At 67.0% G+C, this 22143-nt stretch carries 26 protein-coding genes and 1 tRNA gene; 14 read left to right on the top strand and 13 right to left on the bottom strand.

Features of this window, described 5'->3' with window-relative positions; translation table 11 throughout:
• Positions 1 to 51: 51 nt before the first annotated feature.
• Positions 52 to 669 (bottom strand): NifU family protein, encoded by a 618-nt coding sequence (locus WD184_01070; protein ID MEX0825340.1) that lies wholly within the window; start codon positions 667 to 669, stop codon positions 52 to 54.
• A 56-nt stretch (positions 670 to 725) separates the two neighbouring features.
• Here WD184_01070 and WD184_01065 point away from each other — a divergent pair, with 56 nt between their 5' ends.
• Positions 726 to 1937 carry an ATP-grasp domain-containing protein gene (locus tag WD184_01065; GenBank protein ID MEX0825339.1) on the top strand — a complete coding sequence of 404 codons (1212 nt, stop codon included), beginning with the start codon at positions 726 to 728 and terminating at the stop codon, positions 1935 to 1937.
• Between the two features lie 51 nt (positions 1938 to 1988).
• Here WD184_01065 and WD184_01060 read toward each other — a convergent pair whose 3' ends face one another.
• From WD184_01060 to WD184_01040, 5 genes are all read right to left on the bottom strand, one after another.
• Entirely contained in the window at positions 1989 to 4517 is a 2529-nt protein-coding gene (locus WD184_01060) for an HAD-IC family P-type ATPase (GenBank protein MEX0825338.1), read from the bottom strand.
• A gap of 25 nt (positions 4518 to 4542) precedes the next feature.
• Positions 4543 to 4914 (bottom strand): DUF5668 domain-containing protein, encoded by a 372-nt coding sequence (locus WD184_01055; GenBank protein MEX0825337.1) that lies wholly within the window; start codon positions 4912 to 4914, stop codon positions 4543 to 4545.
• A 43-nt stretch (positions 4915 to 4957) separates the two neighbouring features.
• Positions 4958 to 5371 (bottom strand): thioredoxin family protein, encoded by a 414-nt coding sequence (locus WD184_01050; GenBank protein ID MEX0825336.1) that lies wholly within the window; start codon positions 5369 to 5371, stop codon positions 4958 to 4960.
• A gap of 60 nt (positions 5372 to 5431) precedes the next feature.
• The gene (locus WD184_01045; GenBank protein MEX0825335.1) at positions 5432 to 5842 is read right to left on the bottom strand and encodes a TIGR03667 family PPOX class F420-dependent oxidoreductase; all 411 of its coding nucleotides are present in this window, start codon (positions 5840 to 5842) and stop codon (positions 5432 to 5434) included.
• A gap of 141 nt (positions 5843 to 5983) precedes the next feature.
• A complete protein-coding gene (locus tag WD184_01040) occupies positions 5984 to 6799 on the bottom strand; it encodes a hypothetical protein (GenBank protein ID MEX0825334.1) in 816 nt (271 codons plus the stop codon).
• Positions 6800 to 6853: 54 nt separating this feature from the next.
• On the opposite strand from WD184_01040, the gene WD184_01035 reads away from it, so the two are divergent.
• On the top strand, positions 6854 to 7066 hold the full coding sequence (locus WD184_01035; protein ID MEX0825333.1) for a sterol carrier protein domain-containing protein: 213 nt from the start codon (positions 6854 to 6856) through the stop codon (positions 7064 to 7066).
• A 94-nt stretch (positions 7067 to 7160) separates the two neighbouring features.
• Positions 7161 to 7631, top strand: coding sequence for an ester cyclase (locus tag WD184_01030; GenBank protein MEX0825332.1), 471 nt, complete (start codon positions 7161 to 7163; stop codon positions 7629 to 7631).
• Between the two features lie 128 nt (positions 7632 to 7759).
• On the opposite strand, the gene WD184_01025 is transcribed toward WD184_01030, so the two are convergent.
• Genes WD184_01025 through WD184_01015 form a run of 3 tightly spaced genes read right to left on the bottom strand, consistent with a single transcriptional unit; the run spans position 7760 to position 9888 of the window.
• Positions 7760 to 8521 carry an undecaprenyl-diphosphate phosphatase gene (locus tag WD184_01025; GenBank protein ID MEX0825331.1) on the bottom strand — a complete coding sequence of 254 codons (762 nt, stop codon included), beginning with the start codon at positions 8519 to 8521 and terminating at the stop codon, positions 7760 to 7762.
• A 47-nt stretch (positions 8522 to 8568) separates the two neighbouring features.
• Positions 8569 to 9090 (bottom strand): SAF domain-containing protein, encoded by a 522-nt coding sequence (locus WD184_01020; GenBank protein ID MEX0825330.1) that lies wholly within the window; start codon positions 9088 to 9090, stop codon positions 8569 to 8571.
• 51 nt (positions 9091 to 9141) lie between these two features.
• Positions 9142 to 9888 carry an MTAP family purine nucleoside phosphorylase gene (locus WD184_01015; protein MEX0825329.1) on the bottom strand — a complete coding sequence of 249 codons (747 nt, stop codon included), beginning with the start codon at positions 9886 to 9888 and terminating at the stop codon, positions 9142 to 9144.
• A 50-nt stretch (positions 9889 to 9938) separates the two neighbouring features.
• Here WD184_01015 and plsY point away from each other — a divergent pair, with 50 nt between their 5' ends.
• The 8 genes from plsY (at position 9939) to WD184_00975 (ending at position 15920) form a co-directional block, all read left to right on the top strand.
• The gene (gene plsY / locus WD184_01010) at positions 9939 to 10529 is read left to right on the top strand and encodes a glycerol-3-phosphate 1-O-acyltransferase PlsY (GenBank protein ID MEX0825328.1); all 591 of its coding nucleotides are present in this window, start codon (positions 9939 to 9941) and stop codon (positions 10527 to 10529) included.
• Entirely contained in the window at positions 10526 to 11761 is a 1236-nt protein-coding gene (gene glp, locus WD184_01005; GenBank protein ID MEX0825327.1) for a gephyrin-like molybdotransferase Glp, read from the top strand. The genes plsY and glp overlap by 4 nt, the downstream gene beginning before the upstream one ends.
• Positions 11754 to 12221, top strand: a complete 468-nt coding sequence (moaC, locus tag WD184_01000; GenBank protein ID MEX0825326.1) for a cyclic pyranopterin monophosphate synthase MoaC — start codon at positions 11754 to 11756, stop codon at positions 12219 to 12221. Before glp ends, moaC begins: the two co-directional genes overlap by 8 nt.
• 5 nt (positions 12222 to 12226) lie before the next feature.
• Positions 12227 to 12691 carry a MogA/MoaB family molybdenum cofactor biosynthesis protein gene (locus WD184_00995; protein ID MEX0825325.1) on the top strand — a complete coding sequence of 155 codons (465 nt, stop codon included), beginning with the start codon at positions 12227 to 12229 and terminating at the stop codon, positions 12689 to 12691.
• Between the two features lie 108 nt (positions 12692 to 12799).
• On the top strand, positions 12800 to 13078 hold the full coding sequence (locus WD184_00990; GenBank protein MEX0825324.1) for a hypothetical protein: 279 nt from the start codon (positions 12800 to 12802) through the stop codon (positions 13076 to 13078).
• Positions 13079 to 13247: 169 nt separating this feature from the next.
• Positions 13248 to 13697, top strand: a complete 450-nt coding sequence (locus tag WD184_00985; protein ID MEX0825323.1) for a hypothetical protein — start codon at positions 13248 to 13250, stop codon at positions 13695 to 13697.
• A 44-nt stretch (positions 13698 to 13741) separates the two neighbouring features.
• On the top strand, positions 13742 to 15685 hold the full coding sequence (acs, locus tag WD184_00980; GenBank protein MEX0825322.1) for an acetate--CoA ligase: 1944 nt from the start codon (positions 13742 to 13744) through the stop codon (positions 15683 to 15685).
• 161 nt (positions 15686 to 15846) lie between these two features.
• A tRNA-Ala gene (locus tag WD184_00975) sits at positions 15847 to 15920 on the top strand.
• A 202-nt stretch (positions 15921 to 16122) separates the two neighbouring features.
• On the opposite strand, the gene WD184_00970 is transcribed toward WD184_00975, so the two are convergent.
• From WD184_00970 to WD184_00955, 4 genes are all read right to left on the bottom strand, one after another.
• Positions 16123 to 17640: a hypothetical protein gene (locus tag WD184_00970; GenBank protein MEX0825321.1), complete on the bottom strand. Its 1518-nt coding sequence runs from the start codon at positions 17638 to 17640 to the stop codon at positions 16123 to 16125.
• Positions 17641 to 17769: 129 nt separating this feature from the next.
• Positions 17770 to 18492 carry a hypothetical protein gene (locus WD184_00965; GenBank protein ID MEX0825320.1) on the bottom strand — a complete coding sequence of 241 codons (723 nt, stop codon included), beginning with the start codon at positions 18490 to 18492 and terminating at the stop codon, positions 17770 to 17772.
• Between the two features lie 235 nt (positions 18493 to 18727).
• Positions 18728 to 19081, bottom strand: a complete 354-nt coding sequence (locus tag WD184_00960) for a metalloregulator ArsR/SmtB family transcription factor (protein ID MEX0825319.1) — start codon at positions 19079 to 19081, stop codon at positions 18728 to 18730.
• Between the two features lie 74 nt (positions 19082 to 19155).
• Complete coding sequence (locus tag WD184_00955; GenBank protein ID MEX0825318.1) at positions 19156 to 19743, bottom strand: cation transporter; 588 nt, start codon at positions 19741 to 19743, stop codon at positions 19156 to 19158.
• Positions 19744 to 19805: 62 nt separating this feature from the next.
• Between WD184_00955 and WD184_00950 the strand changes: the two genes are divergently transcribed.
• The 3 genes from WD184_00950 to WD184_00940 all read left to right on the top strand — a co-directional run bounded on the left by WD184_00950 (position 19806) and on the right by WD184_00940 (position 22131).
• Entirely contained in the window at positions 19806 to 21080 is a 1275-nt protein-coding gene (locus WD184_00950) for a hypothetical protein (protein ID MEX0825317.1), read from the top strand.
• Between the two features lie 162 nt (positions 21081 to 21242).
• Positions 21243 to 21476, top strand: a complete 234-nt coding sequence (locus WD184_00945; GenBank protein ID MEX0825316.1) for a hypothetical protein — start codon at positions 21243 to 21245, stop codon at positions 21474 to 21476.
• Between the two features lie 298 nt (positions 21477 to 21774).
• The gene (locus WD184_00940; protein ID MEX0825315.1) at positions 21775 to 22131 is read left to right on the top strand and encodes a hypothetical protein; all 357 of its coding nucleotides are present in this window, start codon (positions 21775 to 21777) and stop codon (positions 22129 to 22131) included.
• Positions 22132 to 22143 lie beyond the last annotated feature (12 nt).

The raw sequence follows: 22143 nt of genomic DNA, 5'->3' as shown, positions 1-22143 counted from the left end.
AGGCCGGCGCAGCCGGCCGACCATCGCGGGTGCCGAGCGAAGCTCGGCGCCCTACTTCTTCGCCGCCTCGTAGTACGGGTTCTCTCCGGAGGCGTGGTCGGTGATGTCGATGATCTCGCCGACCTCGGGGACGGCGCCACGTATGGCGACCTCGATGCCCTGCCCGAGCGTGACCCGGGCCATACCGCACCCCTGGCAACCGCCGCCCAATTTGAGATACACGGTGGTGCCCTCGACTCCCACCAACTCGGCCCGGCCGCCGTGGGCGGCGATTGCGGGATTGATCTGTTCGGCGAGCACCTGGGCCACCCTCTCTGCCATTGGCCCCGTCATGACCGCACCGCCGATGGGAATCGAGGGGCTGGGGTTGTTCGGGTTGTCGATGCCGAGACCTGACTCGCCGATCTCGATCGTGGCGCCCTCGAGGCGAGGGACACTGTCGGCCCGGAGCACCACGGGCAGTTCCCCGAAGGTCTGGATCACATCGTCGTCGGCCGCGTCGGCGGTCGGGATGAAGGTCAGCTCGTAGGCGAACTGCAGGCCGCGCACGCCGCTGATGGCCACGCTGAGGGCCAGATCACCTGCGTCGGGCTCTTCCGCGCGGATTCCAACGATGGCCTCGATCGCCTCGGGAGTGACGGAGATCACTTTTCGATCGTCGATGGGCATGAGCCAGGCATGGTAAACGAGGCAGGAAGTGACTCCTCCGCGCCATGATTAGGGAGATGCCTCGCCTCGGATTGGTTCTCCCCACCTCCGGCTACCGCGGCCCCGACTTCGTGAGCGCGGCCGTCGAGTTGGGTGTCGAACTGGTCGTGGCAACCGATGGGCCACTTCCCCTTTCGTTGGGAGTCGCCTCGGTGGTGCCGATCGATTGTTCCGACCCGACGGTGGCTGCGGCCGCGATCGTCGCTGCCGCCGCCGATCGTTCGCTCGATGCGGTGATCGGTGTCGACGATTCCGGCGTGTTGATTGCCGCCCTGGCCTCAGCGGCTCTCGGCCTGCGCCACAACCCCGTCGCGGCGGTGGCGGCTACCCGAGACAAGATCGTGATGCGCGAGTTCCTCGAGGCGGCAGGCGTTCCGCAGCCGCGGTTCGCCTCGATCGATGATGCCGATGGGGCGGTGGGGGTAGCCGACGCCATCGGCTACCCGGTGGTGGTCAAGCCCCGCAACCTGTCGGCCAGCCGCGGAGTGATCCGTGCCGACGACCGCCACTCGGCGCGAGCCGCAGCGCAGCGGGTGGCATCGATCGTTGCCGCTGCCGGCGAGTCATTGCCCATGCTCGTCGAGGAATATCTGGAGGGTGACGAGGTGGCAGTCGAGGCATTGGTTGGTACCGGAGGTTTAGAGGTGTTGGCCGTGTTCGACAAGCCCGATCCCTTGACCGGCCCCTACTTCGAGGAGACCATCTACGTGACGCCCTCGCGTCATCCGGCGGAGGTGACAGAAGCGATCGAGCTGGTGGTTGGTGAGGCGGTGGCGGCGCTCGGCCTCGTTCACGGACCGGTGCACGCCGAGTTGAGACTCACCGACGGGGGGCCGAAGGTGATCGAGGTGGCTTCGCGATCGATCGGCGGGTTGTGCGGCCGCTCCCTTCGCTTCGGAATGCTCCGCCAGAGCCTCGAGTCGCTGCTCATCCGCGCGGCCCTCGGCATGCCGCGCCGTGGCATGGGCCGGGAGGGTGCGGCTAGCGGGGCGATGATGATTCCGATCGCAAGGGGTGGGATCTTGCGGGCGGTGCGTGGCCTGGCGGCGGTGGGCGAAGTGGAAGGCGTCAGCTCGGTGGAGATCACGGTGCCGATCGGCCGGCGAATCGATCCGCTGCCCGAGGGGGATCGCTACCTCGGCTTCATCTTCGCCAGCGGCGAATCTGCCGGGGAGGTGGAGGCGGCCCTGCGCGAGGCGCATTCACTGCTGGAGATCGAGATCGAGTGAGGCCTCGCTTTGCGATGCCGGCGATAGGCGATTGGCCAAACCTTGATGTGCCTATTGCTCGAAATCTGATTTCTTGCTGGCGGCTGGAGGCTGGCGGCTGGAGGCTTCCCGGGTTTGGCTGATCCGGCTGGCGCGCTGGCGGATGCGGGCGATGCCGTTGCGAAGGGCGCCCACCGGTCCGTCGGCGCCCTCGAAGGGGGTACGCAGCAGATCGGGCATCTGCCGGAGCCATCCGACGGACCGCAGTGACGCATAGAGCAGCGCCCCGGTCACCCCGATGATGCCCATGCCGGCAAGGAGCACCAGCAAGCGCGGTGTTTCGAGTTCGAAGAACTCGCGCATTCCCGGGACCACCAGGATCAGCCCGAACAGGGCCCCCATCGAGCCGATGAGGACCCGCTTGCCCGCGTCCAAGGGCCGGGAGTTCATGATGAGGGCGAACATCCCGATTGCCACCAGCACGATCGTGGCCAGGGTGCGGGCCTGCAGCAGATCGACGCCTTCCGAGATGGCCAGTTCGTAGGCGCTGAAAGTGGCAATGGCCGCGATCGCACCTACCGGCACGGCGAACTTGAGGACGCGCCCGACGAACCCCGGCCGGGCACGGTCGTTGCGTGGCGCCAACGCAAGGAAGAAGGCCGGAGCGCCGATGGTCAGCGTGCCAATGAGGGTCAGGTGGCGGGGGACGAACGGGAAGACCCGGGCGAAGATGCCGACGAGCACCGCGAAGAGGAAGGCGTACACCGTCTTGGTGACGAACAGGTTTGCGACACGCTCGATGTTGCCGATCACCCGGCGGCCTTCGGCCACCACATTGGGGATCGTGGCGAACGAGGCGTCGAGGAGCACCAGCTGGGCGACCGCCCGCGCGGCACCTGAGCCCGATCCCATGGCGATCCCGATGTCAGCGTCCTTCAATGCGAGAACGTCGTTCACGCCGTCTCCCGTCATGGCGACCACGTGGCCCCGGGACTGCAACGCCTTCACCATCGCCCGCTTCTGGTGAGGGGTCACCCGGCCGAAGATCGTCCCCCGCTCGAGCACCGCCACCAACTCTCGTTCGTCCTCGGGAAGGTGGCGGGCATCGACCACCTCGCCGTCGAGGCCCACCTCGCGGGCGATGGCGGCGACCGTGTCGGGATGGTCGCCGGAGATCACCTTCGCCTGCACCCCCTGTTCCGCGAAGAACTTCAGCGTCTCGGCGGCGTCCGCCCGTACCCGGTCGGCCAAGACGACGAGGGCGACCGGTTCGAGATCGGGTGGGACCTCCTGCTTGATCAGCGGTCGGGGAGACCTGGCGACCAGCAGCACCCGCTTGCCGCGCGCGGTGGCATCGCCGATGGCACCGCTGATCGTCCGATCGTTCGGCATCAGCACCTCGGGGGCGCCGATGACCCACGAACCGAATGCGCCGAAGCTCGCTCCGCTCCACTTCCGGGCGGAGGAGAACGGCACCGTTGCGGTGGCGATCCATCCGGCCGGTTCGGGGAACTGCTCGGCAATGGCCAGCATCGTGGCGTTAGGGGTCTGCTCCGCGGCCGCAAGGGCCCCGAGGGCGTCGGTCAAATCGATCGCTTGATCCTCGTCGACCAGCAGCAGGATCTCTTCGGCTGACATCCGCCCTTCGGTGAGGGTCCCGGTCTTGTCGAAGCAGATGACATCCACCCGGGCAAGGCCCTCGACGGCCGGCAGCTCTTGGACGAGGACGTTGCGCCGGCCCAGCCTCACCACTCCGACGGCGAATGCCACCGAGGTCAGGAGGACCAGGCCCTGAGGGATCATCGCCACCATCCCGCCGACGGCGACCCGAATGGCCTCCTTCAGCTCGTCGTTCGCCTGCAGCTGGCTGAGGATGAGAATCGCCATCGTCGGCACCATCACCCATCCGATGGCCGCGAGGATCCAGTCGATCCCGCGGCGCAGCTCGGAGTTGACCAGCGTGAACTTCTTGGCTTCGGCGGCGAGCTTGGCGGCGTAGGCGTCTACCCCGATCCTCCGTGCCTTGTAGACCCCCGAACCCGATGACACGAACGAGCCCGAGAGCACCTCGTCCGCGTGCTCCTTGGGCACCGGGTCGGCCTCCCCGGTGAGCAGTGCTTCGTTGATCTCCAGCCCCTGCCCGAGCACGATGAGTCCATCGACGACGATCTGGTCGCCGGGGGCGATTGCCAGCAGATCGTCGATGACCACCTCGTTGACGGGAATCTCCCGTTTGACCCCATCCCTGATCACGACTGCCCGGGGAGCACTGAGGAGAGCCAGCCGGTCCAGGGTTCGCTTGGCTCGCAGCTCCTGGATGATCCCGATCGCCGCATTGGCCACCAGGACGATGCCGAAGAGGGCGTCCTGCGGGGGCGCCACGATGAGGATCACGACGAGCAGCGCGCCGAGGAGGATGTTGAACAGGGTGATGACGTTGGCCCTGATGATCTCGGCGACGGTGCGGCTCGGACCGCCAGGGACCCGGTTCACCGCGCCCGCCGCGACGCGGCGGCGGACTTCGGCAGTCGTGAGTCCGGTGAGCGCCGGGCGTTGTGCGCTTTCCTGGGTGCCCATCACCATGACCGCGGTCCAGGGCACTTGGGGGCGGAGTCAGGCCCCCTGGTCAGGATTCGTGACGCCAGACTTCGGGCTTCGACTTGGCACGACCACCCCAACCCATGGCCTCGAACAGGATGGCGAGCCCGAATGCGATCACCACGATTGGCCAGATCGAGAAGTCCTGATCGAACACTTCGAGGTCGCGCATGAGCATGAAGATGCCGATCAACAGGAGCGTCAGCGGCCAGAACCAGCCTCTGCGACTGCCGGCGAGCGTGCCGACGAAGAGCCATCCGCCGATCGCCAGCCACACGAAGGTCCAAAACGAGATGTCGGGGACGACGTCGAACTCCCGCAGCAGGAAGAGGACCCCAATGGTGATCAGCGCCAGTCCGAAGAAGATCGGGCGGGGCGGCTTGACCTCGACGTAGGGCATGGACTGAAGAATACCGATACCGGGGGGGATGCGGATGAGGTCTCTAGGACCGCTTGGCCCCGTTCGACTCGAGTGCCTTGGTGAGCACGTCCTTGTTGACGAGGCCCGACGCGCGCCACCGCGGGGAGTGTGCGGTCGAGGGGGCCGGTGCGCCTCCGGCGCGCTTGCGGGCCTTCTTGGACGGCTTCTTCTGGGAGCGGCCCAGCAGCACGAATGTCGGTGTCGAGCGGATACCGAATGCCTCGATCGCCCCGGGCACCATGCCGACGTTGACCTTGACGATGTGGGCGGACCCGGCGAATTCATCTGCCAGTTCGCCGACGATGCCGTCCATGACCCGGCAGGGGTTGCAGCCGACCTTCCAGAAGTCGATGAGGATCGGCTTCCCCTCGGCAGCGAGTTGTTCGAGTTCGTCCATCCGGACGACCTCGGTGGGCTTTTGTCTCTTGCGAAACATCGTGGTTTTTTCACCTCAGAGTTGGACAAGTCACAGTAGACGCCATCGGGGACTCGATAGTCAGTGGACCCGCCACCTGGTGGGAGCCACCCGGATCGAAGTCGGATACCCCGCGGCGAACTGCGCCGAGGTGTAACCGAGCGACGCCATGTGGCTGCGGTACTTGTCCTGATACGCCGAGTGGTCCTCGCTCGATACCCCGTCCACGACCCGGGCGACACCCTCGATGACGACGACGTCGCCGCCCTCCCGACTGTCCAGGTTGAGCGACACCCGGGGGTTGGCGCGAATGTTCCGCACCCGCGGGGTGTCCGCCAGGCTGTAGATGAGGAACTCGCCATCGTCCACCACGAACCACACGGGGGATGCCTTCGCCTGTCCCTTGGCGTCGACGGTGGTGAGCCAGATGACGACGGCGTCGTCGAGAAGCGCCGCCGCCTTGGAACCCGCCGGAGTGGAAGGATCGAGCATTGGGAGAGGTTAGGAAGTCTCCAGTCTCCAGTCTCCAGTCCAGAGGAGGTGGCCTTCCGCCTTCCGCCTTCCGCCTGAATCATCCTGACCCGTATCGCACGCGTTCGCAGATCTTGCCAATCGCTAATCGCCAATCGCCAGTCAGCCCCTGACTTGAACGCCGATCACCTCGTCGACGTCGTGTTGCACCGTCCGGTTTCGCTCGATCGAGCCCAGGTCGATCCAGGAGCCGCCGGCCCGGTACCGCGCCGTCCAGACGAACGTGACGCGTACCGGATAGGCGGCGAGGGTGGAGTGGCAGCGGCCGGCGGGGGCATTTCCCGGCCTTTGGTTGGGGGCGCACGTCTTCAGCAGGTAGGGGTGAGATGCGGCGCCTCCGAAGACCTGCGAAGCACTCATCGCTTCGGTCCATCCGTCACCCCAATCGACGCGGGCGTTTTGGACGCGGGCCACCACTTCGAGCCGCCTGCCATCGGGCAGCAGTTCGGAGTGCGTCACCGCGGCTGGACGAGGAACGTCGAGGAGCGACGGCAGGTTGGCGATCCCCACTTCGGGCCGTAACCGGGGGAGGGGGCGGGCGAGCGCGAAGTCGCGGAAGACCTGCCACGCCCGTTCGCTCACCGAGATGGAGGTGCCGCCGGGAACCGCCGGACACTCCGGGAACAGGGTTCTGGTAACGGCGATCAGGTCGTGGTGGGGCGGATGGGTGGAGTCGAACCCGGGCGGGTACCGGGACCACCGCCAACACATGCCGACCCCGGCCATGGTGGTCGTTTGCACGTATCTCAGGGGAGGGAGAGTCGTGGTCACCACCGTGTAGGTGTGGCCCTCGAAGGTGCATTCGAGACCGACCGGAGTGGTGACGCACCCGTCGGCGGCCCGGGCCGGAGGGGCTCCGGGGGCCATCATCGCCATCGTCAGTAGGGGCACCGCCAGCCGTGCGCCGGGTGAGCGCACCACGCCGGGAACGTATGCTCTGCGCCGCCGGGTTTCAAGACCCTTGATTGGAGAATTCGCGGTCCGGCCGGTGCCGAGTGCGAACGAACCGACGCCGCCGCCGACCTGGTGGTGGCCACCGAGCACCTCGGCGCCGCCTACCTGGGGAGCCCCCGCTTCGCCGCGCTTGGTTGGCTCGGGCTGGTCGAAGGAACCCCCGAGGCGCTCGCCCGCGCCGACCTCATGTTCGGCTGGCACCGGCCCCCCGAGGTGTCGGTGCACTTCTGAGGAGATCCGCCTCCGGCCTCCCGCCTCCCGCCTCCGGCAAGAGTTCGGAGAAGGGTCCCTAGGATCGAGACCCTGTCCGCGGGAGGAGCCCAACATGGCCCACGATGCGATTCTCGAGCAGCTGCGGCGCGACTTCTCGGCGGAGGAGTACCGCGAGGTACGCGAGCTGTGGAAGCACCACTCGATCTCCGAGGACAACCGCGACATCGCCGGCCTCATGTCGACCCTCACCGACGACTGTGTCTACGAGTTGGTGCAGACCGGCCACCGGTGGGAGGGCAAGCCGGGTGCCACCCGCTTCTACATGGAGCTGCTCGGCGCCTTTCCCGACATCGTCTTCAACCTGACCGACATCGTGATCGGCCCCCAGGGCGTCTTCGAGATGGCCGACGTCACTGGCACTCATCAAGGCCCATGGCTCGGGGTGGAGCCCACCAACCAGCCCGTCGAATTCAAGGTGGTGATCTACTTCCCCTGGGACCCCGCCGCAAAGCTGTTCAAGGGCGAGAAGGTCTGGTTCCATTGGGAGGGCTTCGCTCCGCTCAGCCCAGCGATAGGCGATTAGCCCTTGGCGATTAGCCAGAACGAGAAAGAGGCGTCCAACGCGAAACGGCCAATCTCCACGATGCGGCTTGACCATCGGTCGAATTGCGAATTGCGAATTGCGAATTGCGGGCCGAGCAAAGCTCGGCCCTACAGCGCGATGAACGAGAACGCCCCGAAGAGGACGCAGTACGCCGCGAACGGCATCAGGCCGACTCGCTCGATCAGCCGGATCAGCAGGGAGATGGCCAGGTAGCCGCTGACCGCGGCGACGACCATCCCCAACAGAAGCGACGGTTCGAAGCCACCCCGATCGATCATCCGCAGCGTCTCTCGGCCGCCGGCGGCGGCGATGGCGGGAATGCCCAGGAGGAACGCCAGTCGTGCCGCCTCCTTCCGGGAGAACCCTGACGCCAGCCCGCCGGTGATGGTCATCCCCGAACGGCTGATCCCGGGAAGCAGCGCGAAGGCCTGGGCAACGCCCACCAGCAGCGCATCGCGCCACGTCCCGTCCTCGACGCTGCGAGTGCCGGCCGGGAGTAGCGATGCCAGGGCGAGGACCCCGCCGGTGACGATCAGGCAGATGGCCACGATCCAGGGCTCCGAGAAGATCACCTCGATGGGGGTCTCGAGGGTCAACCCGACCAAAGCCGCCGGGATCGTCCCCACCACCAGCAGCATCACGATGGTGCGGCTGCGTTGCGACCTGGGCGAGGCGACGATTCCCCACAGGTCCCGCCGGTAGAACCAGAGGAGGGCAGTGAGGGTTCCCAAGTGGAGGATCGCCGAAGTGGCCAGGTCCGGCCCGTCGATTCCCAGCAACGCCGGGATCAGCACCAAATGGCCGCTGGAGGAGATGGGGAGGAATTCGGTGAGGCCCTGGACGAGTCCCCACAAGGCGGATTCGATCACGGTCCGAGAGTAACCCTCTTTCGCGGCGTCTCTCGGCTCTTTGCTCCCTACGGCCTCGTCGCGGCGACCAGCAGACCCGCCCGGTCGGCCGCGGCGACGAGGGGAGCGACTTCTCCCGGCACTGCCACCAGGGCGGGGCGATAGTCGAGGGAGTACGGGTCGCCCCGCTGGGTGCTGACCACGATGCCGCCGATGGTCAGCGGCGGGTCGGTGATCACCAGCATCACCGGGTCGCCCGGAATCGCGTGAGGCCCCACTTCCACCGGAACCGCCCACCAACCGTCGGGGATGGGTGCCGGTGCAGTGAGCACCGCCCCGATGATGGGCTCACCGGGAGCCAGGTCTACGGCAGCCGCCCGGTCGCCGAGTTCCGGTATCTCGAAGGCTCCTGTCGGCAGACGCCGCCACCGGATGTCGGCGTCCGAGATCATTGCTCCGGCGGCGATCGGGCGGGCGGCGAAGGGATGGACCTCGGTTGATGATCCCCGCAGGTCCCACGCGATCGCGGCGACGACTAGGAGGGCGGCTGCCGCCCGACGGAGATAGGGCGGCCGTTGTAGCCAGTACATCGGTTCGAAGGTATCCCAGGGCGGTCCGTCCGGGAAGGCCCTTGTCGTGCGCTAGGACGACAGCGGCAACCCGGCGATGCGAGGCAGCATGCTGCGGAGCCCGGCCTTGAGGGTTCCCACGGACTCGCCGAACCGGCGAATCACCTCTTCGTGAGTCACCGGAGGGCCGTCTCCGATCCCCACGTCGTAGTCGGTGATCACGCTGATGTTCACCAGGGCGATGCCAGCCTCACCGGCGAGGCAGGCCTCGGGCATCTGGGTCATGTTGATCAGATCCCAGCCGGAGGCGACGAATGAGGCACTCTCGGCACGGGTGGAGAACCGAGGTCCCTGCACCACGACCACGGTCCCGCCGTCCTGAACCGTTGCGCCGGTGGATCGCATCCCGTCGAGGGCGATTTCTCGCAACCCATGGTGGTAGGGGTCGGCGAAGGACAAGTGATGGGTCTCGGGCCCCTCGTGGAAGGTCGACGGGCGGCCCCAGGTGCGGTCGACGATCTGATCGGGGATGGCGAAGTGGCCGGGGGCGTAGTCGATACGCAGTGATCCGACCGCGCTCGCCGACACGATCCGGTCGACCCCGAGTTCTTTCAGAGCCCAGATGTTCGCCCGGAACGGGACGAGGTGCGGCGGGAACTGATGGTCGAGGCCGTGGCGCGGGATGAAGGCGACCTCGACCCCTTCGACTTCGCCGATAACCGGGTCGGCGGCTGGGGGACCATACGGCGTGGCGATCGACCGCGGTTGCGGGTCGTCGAAGAACTCGTAGAAGCCTGACCCGCCGAGCACCCCTAGCACCGGGTCATCCTAGGGACCGGCGTCGGCGCCCAATTCCTACACTCACGGCCGTGGAATTCGAGACCATCGCGGTCGTCCTTGGCGGCTATCTCCTTGGCAGCGTCGACTTCGGCGTGATCTTGCCGCGCCTCCGGGGCGTCGACATCTATGAGAAGGGCAGCGGAAATCCGGGTGCCAGCAACGTGCTCAGGAGCATGGGGCGGGGTATGGCGGGTGCCGTGGTGGTGGGCGACCTCGCCAAGGGATTCGTGGCGGCGATGGCCGGGGAACTAGTGGTGGGCGAGGTGGTGGGCTTCGCTTCAGGATTTGCTGCAGTGCTGGGCCATTGCTTCCCGATCTGGCATCGCTTTCACGGCGGGAAGGGGGTCTCGGCGGCGGCAGGCGTGATCGTGTGGTTGGAGCCGCTGGCCGGAGTGGGGTTCCTCGTCGCCTGGGCGCTGATGGTGGCGGCCACCAAGAAGGCATCGATCGCGTCGATCATCGTGGCGGTTTCCCTGGTGCCCGTGTTGGCGGCGTTCGGGCACCGCGGCTGGGCGCTGGTCTGGGCGGGGGCCATCGTCGTGCTGATCGTGATTCGCCATCAGGCCAACATCCGGCGGCTGCTCGACGGCTCCGAGTTTGGCATCGAGGAGCCGGCGTGAGGTCGTTACCCGCGGCGCAGCGCGCGGTGCTCGATGCGATGTCGGTGCTTCCCGCCCGGACGGTGGCGCTGGAGAACGCCTCAGGTTTGGCTCTCGCCGCCGACGTGCGGGCCCCGCATCCGGTGCCCCCCTTCGCCAACTCGGCGGTGGATGGCTACGCGGTGGTGGCCGCCGATACCTCCGGCGGTCCCGTGGAACTCGAAGTCGTCGACGACATCCCCGCCGGCTCGGTGCCGGCGCGAGCTGTCCGGCCGGGTACCGCGGCTCGCATCATGACCGGGGCCCTGATCCCCGACGGTGCTGACGCGGTGGTGATGGTCGAGGACACCGACGGGGGCCATGGCCGGGTCCGAGTGTCGACCGCCGTGGCCCCCGGTGCACATGTGCGGCCCGCCGGTGGAGATCTCGAGGCGGGCGCGGTGGTCTTCGAGTCGGGGGAGCGGCTGACCCCCGCCCATCTCGGTGTGCTCGCCTCGATCGGGATCGCGGAGCCGATGGTGATCGCCCGCCCCACGGTGGCGGTGATGTCGACCGGAGATGAGCTCGTTGGCGCGGCCACCGCCGAGCTCGCCCCCGGCACCATCCGCGACTCGAACCGTCCCATGCTGATCGGGATGCTCGACGAACTCGGGGCGGAGGTGATCGATCTCGGCATCGTGCCCGACGACGAGGCGGCGCTGCGGACCGCTCTCGAGAAGGCCGGCGAGGCGGCGGATGCGATCGTGACCAGCGGCGGGGTGTCGATGGGGGAGCACGACCTCGTCAAGAAGGTCCTCGCCGACCTGGGTACCGTCGATTTCTGGCGGGTGGCGATGCAGCCTGCAAAGCCGTTCGCCTTTGGGTTTGTCGGGGGGACGCCCCTGTTCGGGCTACCCGGTAATCCGGTATCCGTGACGGTGGCCTTCGAGCAGTTCGTGCGGCCCGCGCTCCTGGCCCGGATGGGGTCGCGGCGGCTGTTTCGCCCTCGGTCGCTGGGAGTGGCCGGGGAGGCGTTGGAGACGGACGCCGAGAAGGTGGTGTTCCTCCGCGTCGTCGTCAGTGGCGGCGACCCGCTACAGGTGGTGCGACTCGCCGGTGGCCAGGCGTCCAACATGCTGTCGGCGCTCGCCGCGGCCGATGCCTTCGCCGTGGTCCCGGTCGGGGTCGGTTCGGTCGCGGTGGGCGATAGGGTCGAGGTCGAGTGGTTCAAGAGTGTGGAACGCCGAACGAGAGCGGAGGCCCTCGGTGGTTGAGTCGAGTCACCTCGATGAGCGCGGTCGGGCGTGGATGGTCGACGTCTCCGCCAAGCCGGAGACGCAACGGGCGGCGACGGCGGAGGGGGTGGTCAGCCTCTCGCCGGACGCGCAGAAGGCACTGTTCGCCGGCACCCTGGCGAAGGGTGACGGACTCGCCACCGTGAGAATCGCCGCGATCGGAGGGGCCAAACGGACTGCCGAACTGATCCCGTTGTGCCATCCGATCCCGCTTGCCTCAATCGTGGCCGAAGTCGAGGAGGTCGCCGGCGGCGCGCGCATCAGTGTCACCGTCAAATCCGTGGGCCGCACCGGGGTGGAGATGGAGGCGATGACCGGGGTGGCGGTCGGCGCAATCGCTCTCTACGACATGGTCAAGTCGATCGATCGGTCTGCCGAGATCGGCCCGATCCGGCTTCTGGCCAAGTCGGGGGGAAAGTCGGGGGACTGGTCACGGTGAGGGCGGTGGTGCTCACCGTGTCGGATCGCGTCAGCGGGGGAGAGGCCGCGGACCTCTCGGGTCCGGCGGCAGCCGCGGCGCTTCTCGACCTCGGGTTCGAACCGGAGGTGCGAGTGATTCCGGATGGCGTCGAATCGGTGGCCGCCGCCCTTCAGGCCGCGGTCGACGACGAGGTCGCCCTGGTGATCACGACCGGGGGCACCGGGATGGCACCCCGTGACCTGACCCCGGAGGCGACCCTGCTGGTGATCGAGCGGGAGGCGCCTGGCTTGTCCGAGGCGATGCGGGCTGCCACGTTCGGTGAGTTGCCCCACGGCATGCTGTCGCGGGGGGTGAGCGGTATCGCCGGCAGGACCCTGATCCTCAACCTGCCCGGATCCCCGCGGGCGGTCGAAGAGTCGCTCGCCGTGGTGGGGCCTGCCCTCGCCCACGCCGTTGCCCTGATCCGGGGTGAATCGACGAGCCATTGACGGTGGAAGGCCACCTTGCGCAGTTAATCTTCCATACTGAGGGAGGCGGGGTGTCCCGCCTCACCCTGGGAGAGTGATCTCGTCGTGACCCAGCCGAGAAGGCAGCCCATGCCACGCCAGCAGAGGCAGATGGCTTCCTCAGCCCGTCAGCAGGTGTTGTCCCGTCGCCGCTTCGCACTGATCGCGTTGGTGGTGGCAGTTCCGCTCACACTGGGGCTCGCCCTCTTCACCGGCTCGGTGCCGTTCCTCATCCTCAACCTCGTCGTCGATGTGATCTTGGCCGGCTACATCGCCATGCTGCTCCAGATCAAACAGGGCCAGGGGAACCCCCGCTACATCAGCCAGGAGTTCGGCGACGAGGAAGAGGTCAGCGTCGTCCCCCGGTGATCCCACCGGCTGGGGTCTCGACTCGGTACGCGCCGCGGTCTCCGAGGCACTCGACGACAAGTACCGGGCCCGGGAGAAGGGTCTGTCTGATTCGCGGAAGGTGATTCGGGCTTCGGCGAACGCCATTCGCTCCATTCACCGGGGTGAAGACGCCGAGGCTCGAGCGCTCATGGACGAGGCGGGCGCCCTGCTGGCCGGAGCGGTCGACGTGCTGGCGGACCACCCGGATGTCCTCCACGCCGGATTCATCCACGACGCCGCCAAGGAGTACGCCGAGGCACGGTTGACCGCCGCCCTCGCCAGCAGGAGCGCGGTCCCCCTCCCTGCCGACCTGGGGGTGGGTGTCCCCGCCTATCTCAATGGGCTCGGTGAGGCGGTGGGGGAGATGCGCCGGCGGATGCTCGACCTTCTCCGGTCGGGGGACCTCGAAGAGGCGGAGCGAACCCTCGATGCGATGGACGCCGTGGTCGAACTGCTGGCTGCGCTCGACTACCCGGATGGGATGACCGGCGGCTTGCGGCGGACCACCGACGTCGCCCGGGCGCTGGTCGAGCGAAGCCGATCGGATCTGACTACGACCGTCGTCCAGGAGCGGCTGCGGAAGCAACTCGAGCGGTAGCCCGGTCGGCGGGGCGCGTCTAGCGTCGCCCGTCAGGAGGGACCATGGCCGAGGAACCGAGGCTGGAAGCACTGCTCGACGAGTCGCGGCGCTTCCCCCCACCACCCGGGTTCGCCGATCGGGCCACCGTCTCGGACCCGAGCATCCACGCCGAGGCATCCGCCGACCCCGAGGCGTTCTGGGCGCGCTACGCCCGCGAACTCGAATGGTCGAAGGACTGGGACGCCGTGCTCGACTGGAGCGACGCCCCCCATGCCCGGTGGTTCGACGGTGGCACGCTCAACGTGTCAGCCAACTGTCTCGATCGCCATCTCACCGGACCCCGCCGCAACAAGGCCGCCCTCGTTTGGGAAGGCGAACCGGGCGACGTGCGGACCTACACCTACTGGGATCTCCACCGCGAGGTGTCACTGTTCGCCAACGTGCTCAAAGGACTCGGGGTGGAGCGGGGTGATCGGGTTGCCATCTACCTGCCGATGATCCCCGAGGCCGCCATCGCCATGCTGGCTTGCACCCGGATCGGGGCGATCCACTCGGTGGTGTTCGGGGGCTTCAGCGCCGACAGCCTTCGGGATCGGATCATCGATGCCGCCGCCAAGGTGCTGGTGACCGCCGATGGCGGCTACCGCCGCGGGCAGGTGGTGCTGCTCAAGGACACCGCCGATCGCGCCCTGGACGAGACCCCCAGCATCGAGCATGTGGTGGTGGTGCGGCGCCGGCTCGCCCAGGAGGCCCAGGTGCACATGCTGGCGAGCCGTGACCACTGGTACCACGAGCTGATGCAGGACGTGTCGGGGGAGTGCCCGCCCGAAGCAATGGGAGCCGAGGATGTGCTGTTCATCCTGTACACCTCCGGCACCACCGGGAAGCCCAAGGGGGTGGTGCACACCACCGGCGGCTACCTCACCCATGTGTATGCCACCACCAAGCTCGTGTTCGACCTGCGGGATGAAGACGTGTATTGGTGCACGGCCGATGTGGGCTGGGTAACCGGCCACAGCTACATCGTCTACGGACCGCTGGCCAACGGGGCGACCGTGTTCATGTACGAGGGTGCCCCCGACTGGCCCGATCGCGGGCGTTTCTGGGAGCTGATCGAGAAGTATGGGGTGACGGTCTTCTACACCGCCCCCACCGCGATCCGGGCATTCATGCGCTGGGGCCCCGACTGGCCGGCGCGGCGCGACTTGTCGACTCTTCGGCTTCTCGGGACGGTGGGGGAGCCCATCAACCCGGAGGCCTGGATTTGGTATCACGAGCACATCGGTGGCGAGCGGTGCCCGATCGTCGACACCTGGTGGCAAACCGAGACCGGGGGCATCATGATCACGCCGCTTCCCGGAGTTACCGAGACCAAACCGGGCAGCGCCACCACCCCGTTCCCGGGGATCTCGGCGGCCGTGCTCAGCGATCAGGGAGATCTGGTGGGTGCCGGGTACCTGGCGATCACCAGCCCCTGGCCGGGGATGCTGCGGACCATCTGGGGCGACGATGAACGGTTCCAGCAGACCTACTGGTCGCGGTGGGACGGCGTGTACTTCCCGGGCGACGGCGCCAAGCGCGACGAGGACGGCTACTACTGGATCCTCGGCCGGGTCGACGACGTCCTCAACGTCGCCGGGCACCGCATCGGGACTATGGAGGTGGAGAGTGCGTTGGTCGACCACCCCTCGGTCGCCGAGGCGGCAGTGGTGGGCCGAGCCGACGAGGTCAAGGGTCAGGCGATCGCCGCCTTCGTCACGGTGAAGGAGGGGGTGGAGACGAACGACGCGCTCCGCGACGAGCTGATGGAGCATGTCGTGGACAAGATCGGCGGCATCGCCCGTCCGTCGTCGATCATGTTCACCGCCGAGCTCCCCAAGACCCGGTCGGGGAAGATCATGCGCCGGCTCCTCAAAGACATCGCCGAGGGCCGCGCCGCGGGAGACACCACGACGCTGGCGGACCCAGGCGTGGTGGAAAGACTGAAGGCGCAGTACGAGGAGTAGAGCGGCTACCGGGGCGAAGAGCAATGCGCGATACGCAATGCGCAACGCGACGCAGGGTGCATCGACGCAGGAGACCTGTGGGGCGCCGCGCACCGCGCATCGCGCATCGCGAACCCTTTACTATCAGCGTCTCCTGAGACCAGATGATCCATGTCTCTCATGGGGGTGTAGCTCAGCCCGGCAGAGCGCTTCCCTCGCACGGAAGAAGCCAGGGGTTCAAATCCCCTCACCTCCACCCTGTTCGTTCCCGGGCCGACTTCGGCCCTTCGGGCCGAACAGACGCCGGTCGGCCCTCCTCCACGAGCGGGGACCCCAGCCCCGCCGTGGCCGTGATCGCGTAGTTCGCGTCCTGTTAGGTCCACCCTGTTGATTCCCGGGGCCGACTTCGGCCCTTCGGGCCGAACAGACGACGGTCCGCCCCCGAGGTCAACCGACCGTCACTCCACCAGCACGAGCTGGCCGGTTTCGTCGAAGGCGTACTCGAAGTAGAACCAGCGTTTCACCGGACTGCCCGACTCGATCTTGAAGGCCGTGATGAGCCGCTCCCCGTCGGTCTTGAGGTAGATCGCCCCCCAGACATCCACGTTGGTCCGGGCCAGTTCGCCGACGCGGTTGGTGATGCTGTCGCGCAGCTCCACCGAGGGCTGGGCGGCCAGGGTCTCGATGTCCCGCTCCAGGTCCTCGACCAGCTCCCGGTCGGCGCGCTCCCGGGTGGACCTCTGCAACTCGGTGGAGAGCAGCACCGGGGCCGGACCCCGGCCGAATCGCCCCAACCGGCCGAGCAGATCGGGCCGGGGGTGTACGTGCCCCTCTTGGTCCCCCGAGGAGATGACGAAGGCGGCAGGGTTGACCGCGGCCAGGAAGGCGTCGGTCGCATCGGCTGACCCGTGATGGCACACCTTGAGCACGTCGCAGCGGAAGGTGCTGGATGCATCCGTGATCATGTCGGCGTAGGCCTGAGTGCCGGGGTCGGGGAAGGAGTCGATCCCGGCGTAGTGCATCAAGAGGAACTCCTCGGCCCGCCGGTTCAGGTCGCCGCCGAATAGGAGCTGGAGGCCTTCGTAGCGCAGCTTGAGCAGCACCGAATGGCCGTTCTTGGTCTCCCCGTAGTCGCCTAGCCGTCTCAGCCGTGGCGCGCCACCGGGGCCGGCCTCGACCACGGGTCCGAGCACCTCGATCGTGTAGCCCCTCCCATCGGAGGGGGCGAACTCGGGCATGTAGGTCTTGCCCCCCTGGTGGTCGCCGTGGGCGGTGGACAGCATGCGGAACTGCTTCACCTTGGGATTCTTCAGGGCGGCGAACATCGTCTGGGGGAACAGCTTCGTCCCGTTCACCTGCTCGTTGGAGAACTCCGCCTGGATGACGGCGTCGTCGATGGCCAGTTGGGTCAGGTACTGCCGCCCGGTGGCCGGGTCCTTTGGGGAGAGCCCGCCCAGCTTGTCCCATGTCCCCGAGACCGGGCGCTCCACCAGTCCGTTGTGATAGACCGTCCCGAACCCGACCTTGTGGTTGGAAAACAGCGGACGGAACCCCTGGTAATGGTCGCTGTCGGGATGGGTGATCACCGCGGCGTGAAAGTCGAATCCAGTCCGGTACGAGCCGAAGCGGCCGTTGAGGAAGTTGCCCATGTGGTTTCCCTCGCCGGCATCGATGACCAGAACCCGCTCCTTGGCCCCCGTCTCCGGGGTGATGAGGACCGCGCCGTCGCCCTGGCCGACGTCGACGAAGATCACCTCGAGGGGGCGCCGCTCAACCGTGTCCGACTTTCTGATGTACACCTCGGGCGGATCGGGCGACGTGGGGGCCCAGATCACTTTGAGCCACCCGCCGGAGACCTCGTCCTCGATGCGCAGGTAGTCGCCCCACAGCACCTGGCGGAACTTCGTGGTCCGGTCCTTCTCGTAGAGGTAGATCGGACGACCTCCCTCGCCGAGTGCAGCCCAGCGGACATCCACGTCCGGTCTCCTCCTGTCAGGTTATGCCACAACCCTACCGATCGGGGGTGTTGGTCGTTGCCGACGGATCAGCAGAGCAGTGGAACGGGAAGGGCCCCCCGAAGGGGGCCCTTCCCTGGAGCAGCCTTCTCAGGCTTCGATGAGCTCCGGATGGGTGACCTCGGTCGAGACTTCCTTGCGGATCTTGCGATCGCTCGGCGCCTCGATGAGACCGCCCCTGCTCACCCAGACCATCCCACCGCCGGCCAGCAGGCCCAACAGCCCCATGGCGGCGAAGGCGCCGGCGAGGGCAAGGCCCATCTGGAGGGCGGAATGGGTGACGGTCCCGACGCCGAGTTCGGCGATGAGGCCGTGCGCCGTGCCGGTCCACGCCTTCTCACGTGCAATGGCGTCGAGGGGGTGGCTGCGGTTGAAGTCGGTCCAGTAGCGCCCGTCGATGGGCACCTCGTAGGTGCCGGCTGCGAAGAGTTCGCCGTTGAACTCGGCGTCTTCGGTGAGGGTCACGATCTGGGTCCCGTGAAGGGTGTGGTAGGTGATCACCGCCATCTGGTACATGTACTCGGTGGCGGTGTCCACGAGCGGATCATTGGGATCCAGGTCGGACCCAACCACGGGGTAATTCCAGTCCTCGGTGAGCAGGGCCATGATGGCCGCAGCCCCCTCTGTGGTGCCCCTGTCGGTGAGTTGCCCGTCCTCGTTGTAGGCGAGCGTCACGTTCTGTTCTGCGCTGAACGCCTGCAGCGAGTCGTACCCGGCCTGCACCTTGAGGAAGGCGACTCCGCCGGCGACGACGAGCCCAAGGCCCATCACCATCAACACGATCCCGAGGGTTCTGAGTCTTTTCGACATCATCTTCTTGCTCCTGATTTCTCTGCTCCGCTGCTTTGTGAAACTTTTCACAAGCAGGTCACCGTCAATATCTCGCATTTCGTCGAAGGTCGATAGAGACGAAAGTCACACCTGTTCTGGGAGGGCCGAAGGCCCTTTACGAAGGGAGTGATACCCGACGGAGTGATACCCGACAACGAAGAGGGACCAAACGCGAACCCCCACGAAGCGGGCTCAAAAGGCCGTGAACAGTCCAGGGCTACCTGTGGACAAGTTCGTGGGACCGCGTCAGCTCCTCGACGGCTTGGGCGTATTCGCTCAGGTGGGAACGACGCAAGCAGTACCAGTGTCGAGGCCCGTCCTCGCGCACGAAGAGCACTCCGGCTTCGCGCAGGATCCGCAGGTGTTCCGAGACGGTGGAGGGGGCAAGGTCGCTCCCCTCGGCGACCTCCTGGACCATTTGAGGGGTGCGGCCGGTGAATTGGCGAAGTATCCGTACCCGCTCCGGGTGGGCTAGTGCCTTGCCGATCAGGGCCAACTGGACGTCGTCGAGCACTGGGGGCGGCAGGAGGTCACGATCGGTACACGGCGGAGGAACCGCGGGGATGTCCATGAGTGCTCCTTCGCGTTTGGATCAGGCCCAGCATCCCGCCATTCGACGATCACCGATAGGGGAGTTCGGCAGGGTCAGCCGGCGTCGTTCCAGTTGTTGCGGGCCTCTTCGGCGGCCACCAGAGCGACGAGGAGGGTGGCGACCGGATCGGCCCACCACCAGCCGAGGACGGCGTTGGCGGCGAGCGCCAGCAGAATGCTCGTCGCCAGTACCCCGTCGAGCATGGTCAGGGTCGCCTCCGCCGCCAGTGGTTGGGAGCCCAAGCCCACTGCCGCCCTGCGTTTTGCGAGCGCCAGTCCGAACATCACGACTGCGGTCGCCGCCAGATAGATGATGCCGATAGGTGACTCGTCGGCCCGGTGCTCGGAGGCGAGGGCAACGATGGCACCCACCGTGAGGAGTGCAGCAAGCGCCGCGAATGCCACAGCCACGAGCCGAAGGGCCTTCCGGTTGTTGCGGGCCTCGGTGCGGTCCCGCGTCAGGTGCCAGACCACCACGACCGAGGCGAACACCTCGACCACGGCGTCGAGGCCGAACGCCACCAGGGCGAGCGAGCGTGCTGCGATCCCCAATATGAGCGTGACCACGACCTCGCCCGAGTTCCAGGCGACGGTGAGCCATTCGAGAACGACGGCGCGTCGTTCGACACGGCGGTCGGACATCGGGCCACGGTAGGTGGTGGCGAGGGGCAAGACTTCGCGGAGATCGGCCCTACTCTTGCCCGATGCGCCGTCTTTTCCCGCTTCTCATGGTGCTCGCCCTCGTCGCGGGCGCATGTGGTGATGACGCGACTCCCTCCTCCACCACCGGACCCACCAGCACCCTCGCTCCGAGAGGGGTGGATGGAGAGATCGCCGCGTTGGTGGCCGAGGCCGAGCGGGTGCGCGGCCTCGAGTTCTTCGACGAGCCGACCGTCACAGTCGTCACACAGGCAGAGCTGGCGGAACGGGTCAGGCTTCAGATCGAGGAAGATCTCGACCCGGAGGAGGTGGCGGTCCTCCAGCGCCTCTATGAGCTACTCGGTCTGCTCGACGGCACGGTGGACCTGGGCCAGGCCTATCGGGACCTTTACGCCGAGCAGGTTGGCGGGTTCTACGACGGCGATACCGGCGAGATGGTCGTCTCGGCGGGGGGTTCGGGCCTCAGCGCGCTTTCCAAGACGATTGTTGTCCACGAGTTGATCCACGCTCTCACCGATCAGCACTACGGCTTCGACGACCGCTCGACCGCCCTGGTCGACGCCAAGCAGTTCGAGGAAGCGGTTGCGCTGCAGGCGCTGGTCGAAGGCGACGCCACCTACTACCAGCTCATCTACATGCAGGAACTCCCGGTCGACGAGCAGTTGGATGCCATCCAGGAGTCTCTCGGTGTCGACACGGCCGTGATCGACTCGCTGCCCGCGTGGTTCGCGGAAGACCTCACGTTCCCCTATGACTCCGGCTTCGGTTTCGTCTCCCGGCTGGTGCAGGAGCACGGCATCGTCGGCGTGAACCAGGCATATGAGAGGCCGCCGACAACCACCGAGCAGATTCTTCACCCCGAGAAGTACTTCGCCCAGGAGCCGGCCCGCGAGGTCAGCCTGCCCGCCGCCGAGGTGGCGGGCTATGAGGTGTTCGAAGAGGGCATCTTCGGCGAGTGGAACCTCATGCTCTACCTGCTCGACGGGGTGAGCCGGGGCAACGCGGTGGTCGGCGCGGGGGGTTGGGGCGGCGACCAGTATCGGCTCTATTGGAACGGCACCGACCTGTTGTTCGCCTACCTGTACGAGGGTGACACGCCGCGTGATGCCGAGGAGTTCGCCGAGTACCTGATCGATTCCGTGGCGGCGCGTATGGACGTCGGATCTCCGCAGGGCGGAGATGTCACTACGTTCCCGGGCGGCTCGGCCTACGCGTATGTCGAACGGTCCGGCCAGCGAGTGCTGTTCGTGGGCGCCTTCGATCGCAATTCCGGTATTTCCCTGGTCGAGTCTCTCCGCAGCGGGGGAGCCCTCCCGTAGAGCGCGCGCCAATAGGCTCGCCCCGGGATCAGGTGTCGGCTTCCCGCAAGCCGACACCTGATAGAACCAGCGACCTATTGGCGCGCGCTCTTAGGCCAGGTGACACGATGGGTGGCGGGTGCCACAATGCCCGTCACATCGGATTAAGGAGATCGGGGGACTATGGAATTCAGCAAACTCTCTATGGGAGTCAAGTTGGCTCTTGTCGGCGGGATCGGGTTCATCCTGATCGTCCTCCGCTTCGTCACGGAGTCGGACTTCGCCGGTTTCGGCCTCTACCTGGGGATCATCGCCTCGGCGCTGGTCACATACGGGGCGTTCCGGGCAGTGAAGGAAGCCGGCCTGCAGATGCCGGGCATGGGCGGTGGGGGCAGCGGTTCGAGCAACACCGGGTAACACCAGATAGTCGATCGTTCTGAGGGGCCCTCCGGGCCCCTCAGCCGCGTCCAGGCCACTCGTGGCCTTGAGAGATGAGCGACGAGAGGTCGGCCGACCGCTCGGCGCTGCTACCTGCGACCTGCCGCCTGCGACCTAGGGCTGCTACTGGCCCCGGCCGGCGTTGGGTCGACGGCCGTGATTGGCCTTCTTGCGACGGGCCATGATCTTGCGGCGCTTGGCTTTTGCCATGTGAAAACCTCAGAGGGAAGGGCTGGGAACCTTACCTCTGGAGTCTCCAGATGTCAGATTGTGTGCCGTGCCCGTCGCTCGTCGCCCCTGTCCCGATTTGCTGGAGGTCACCACCCCCGAGGGCTGGTCCTCTGGCCCGGTTGCGCTCCTGAACACCCACCGGGCCCGTCGGCTGGGTCTGCGGCCCGGGCCCGGCCCCATTGGAGCGCTGTTGCGCACCCGTTCGATCCACACCTTCGGGATGCACGCCCCGATCGGCGTGGTGGCCCTGAGCGGCGAAGGGATCGTCACCCGTGCCGCCGTCGTACCGCCCCACCGGGTGTTCTTCGCGAAAGGGGCGCGCTGGATGCTGGAAGTCGCACCGCACCCTCTTCCGAAAGCGGGAACTCGCCTCTTGATTCTCGCTCTTGATTCTTGCTCTTGATTCTTGCTCTTG

It is taken from the genome of Acidimicrobiia bacterium, from assembly GCA_040878325.1.
Classification (GTDB): domain Bacteria; phylum Actinomycetota; class Acidimicrobiia; order Spongiisociales; family UBA11373; genus JAUYIV01.
Note: the sequence above shows the minus strand (reverse complement) of the source record. Positions and strands in the feature narration are given on the sequence as shown.

What these genes read in the sequence shown, in the direction of transcription:
- WD184_01055 (MEX0825337.1), bottom strand. Translation starts at nt 4,914, where the DNA reads ATGCCCTACGTCGAGGTCAAGCCGCCCCGCCCGATCTTCTTCGGACTG.
- WD184_00945 (MEX0825316.1), top strand. Translation starts at nt 21,243, where the DNA reads ATGGAATTCAGCAAACTCTCTATGGGAGTCAAGTTGGCTCTTGTCGGC.
- WD184_01070 (MEX0825340.1), bottom strand. Translation starts at nt 669, where the DNA reads ATGCCCATCGACGATCGAAAAGTGATCTCCGTCACTCCCGAGGCGATC.
- acs (MEX0825322.1), top strand. Translation starts at nt 13,742, where the DNA reads ATGGCCGAGGAACCGAGGCTGGAAGCACTGCTCGACGAGTCGCGGCGC.
- WD184_00965 (MEX0825320.1), bottom strand. Translation starts at nt 18,492, where the DNA reads ATGATGTCGAAAAGACTCAGAACCCTCGGGATCGTGTTGATGGTGATG.
- WD184_00985 (MEX0825323.1), top strand. Translation starts at nt 13,248, where the DNA reads ATGGACGAGGCGGGCGCCCTGCTGGCCGGAGCGGTCGACGTGCTGGCG.
- WD184_00960 (MEX0825319.1), bottom strand. Translation starts at nt 19,081, where the DNA reads ATGGACATCCCCGCGGTTCCTCCGCCGTGTACCGATCGTGACCTCCTG.
- WD184_01020 (MEX0825330.1), bottom strand. Translation starts at nt 9,090, where the DNA reads ATGTACTGGCTACAACGGCCGCCCTATCTCCGTCGGGCGGCAGCCGCC.
- WD184_00990 (MEX0825324.1), top strand. Translation starts at nt 12,800, where the DNA reads ATGCCACGCCAGCAGAGGCAGATGGCTTCCTCAGCCCGTCAGCAGGTG.
- WD184_01050 (MEX0825336.1), bottom strand. Translation starts at nt 5,371, where the DNA reads ATGTTTCGCAAGAGACAAAAGCCCACCGAGGTCGTCCGGATGGACGAA.
- WD184_01045 (MEX0825335.1), bottom strand. Translation starts at nt 5,842, where the DNA reads ATGCTCGATCCTTCCACTCCGGCGGGTTCCAAGGCGGCGGCGCTTCTC.
- WD184_01030 (MEX0825332.1), top strand. Translation starts at nt 7,161, where the DNA reads ATGGCCCACGATGCGATTCTCGAGCAGCTGCGGCGCGACTTCTCGGCG.
- WD184_00955 (MEX0825318.1), bottom strand. Translation starts at nt 19,743, where the DNA reads ATGTCCGACCGCCGTGTCGAACGACGCGCCGTCGTTCTCGAATGGCTC.
- WD184_01065 (MEX0825339.1), top strand. Translation starts at nt 726, where the DNA reads ATGCCTCGCCTCGGATTGGTTCTCCCCACCTCCGGCTACCGCGGCCCC.
- WD184_00950 (MEX0825317.1), top strand. Translation starts at nt 19,806, where the DNA reads ATGCGCCGTCTTTTCCCGCTTCTCATGGTGCTCGCCCTCGTCGCGGGC.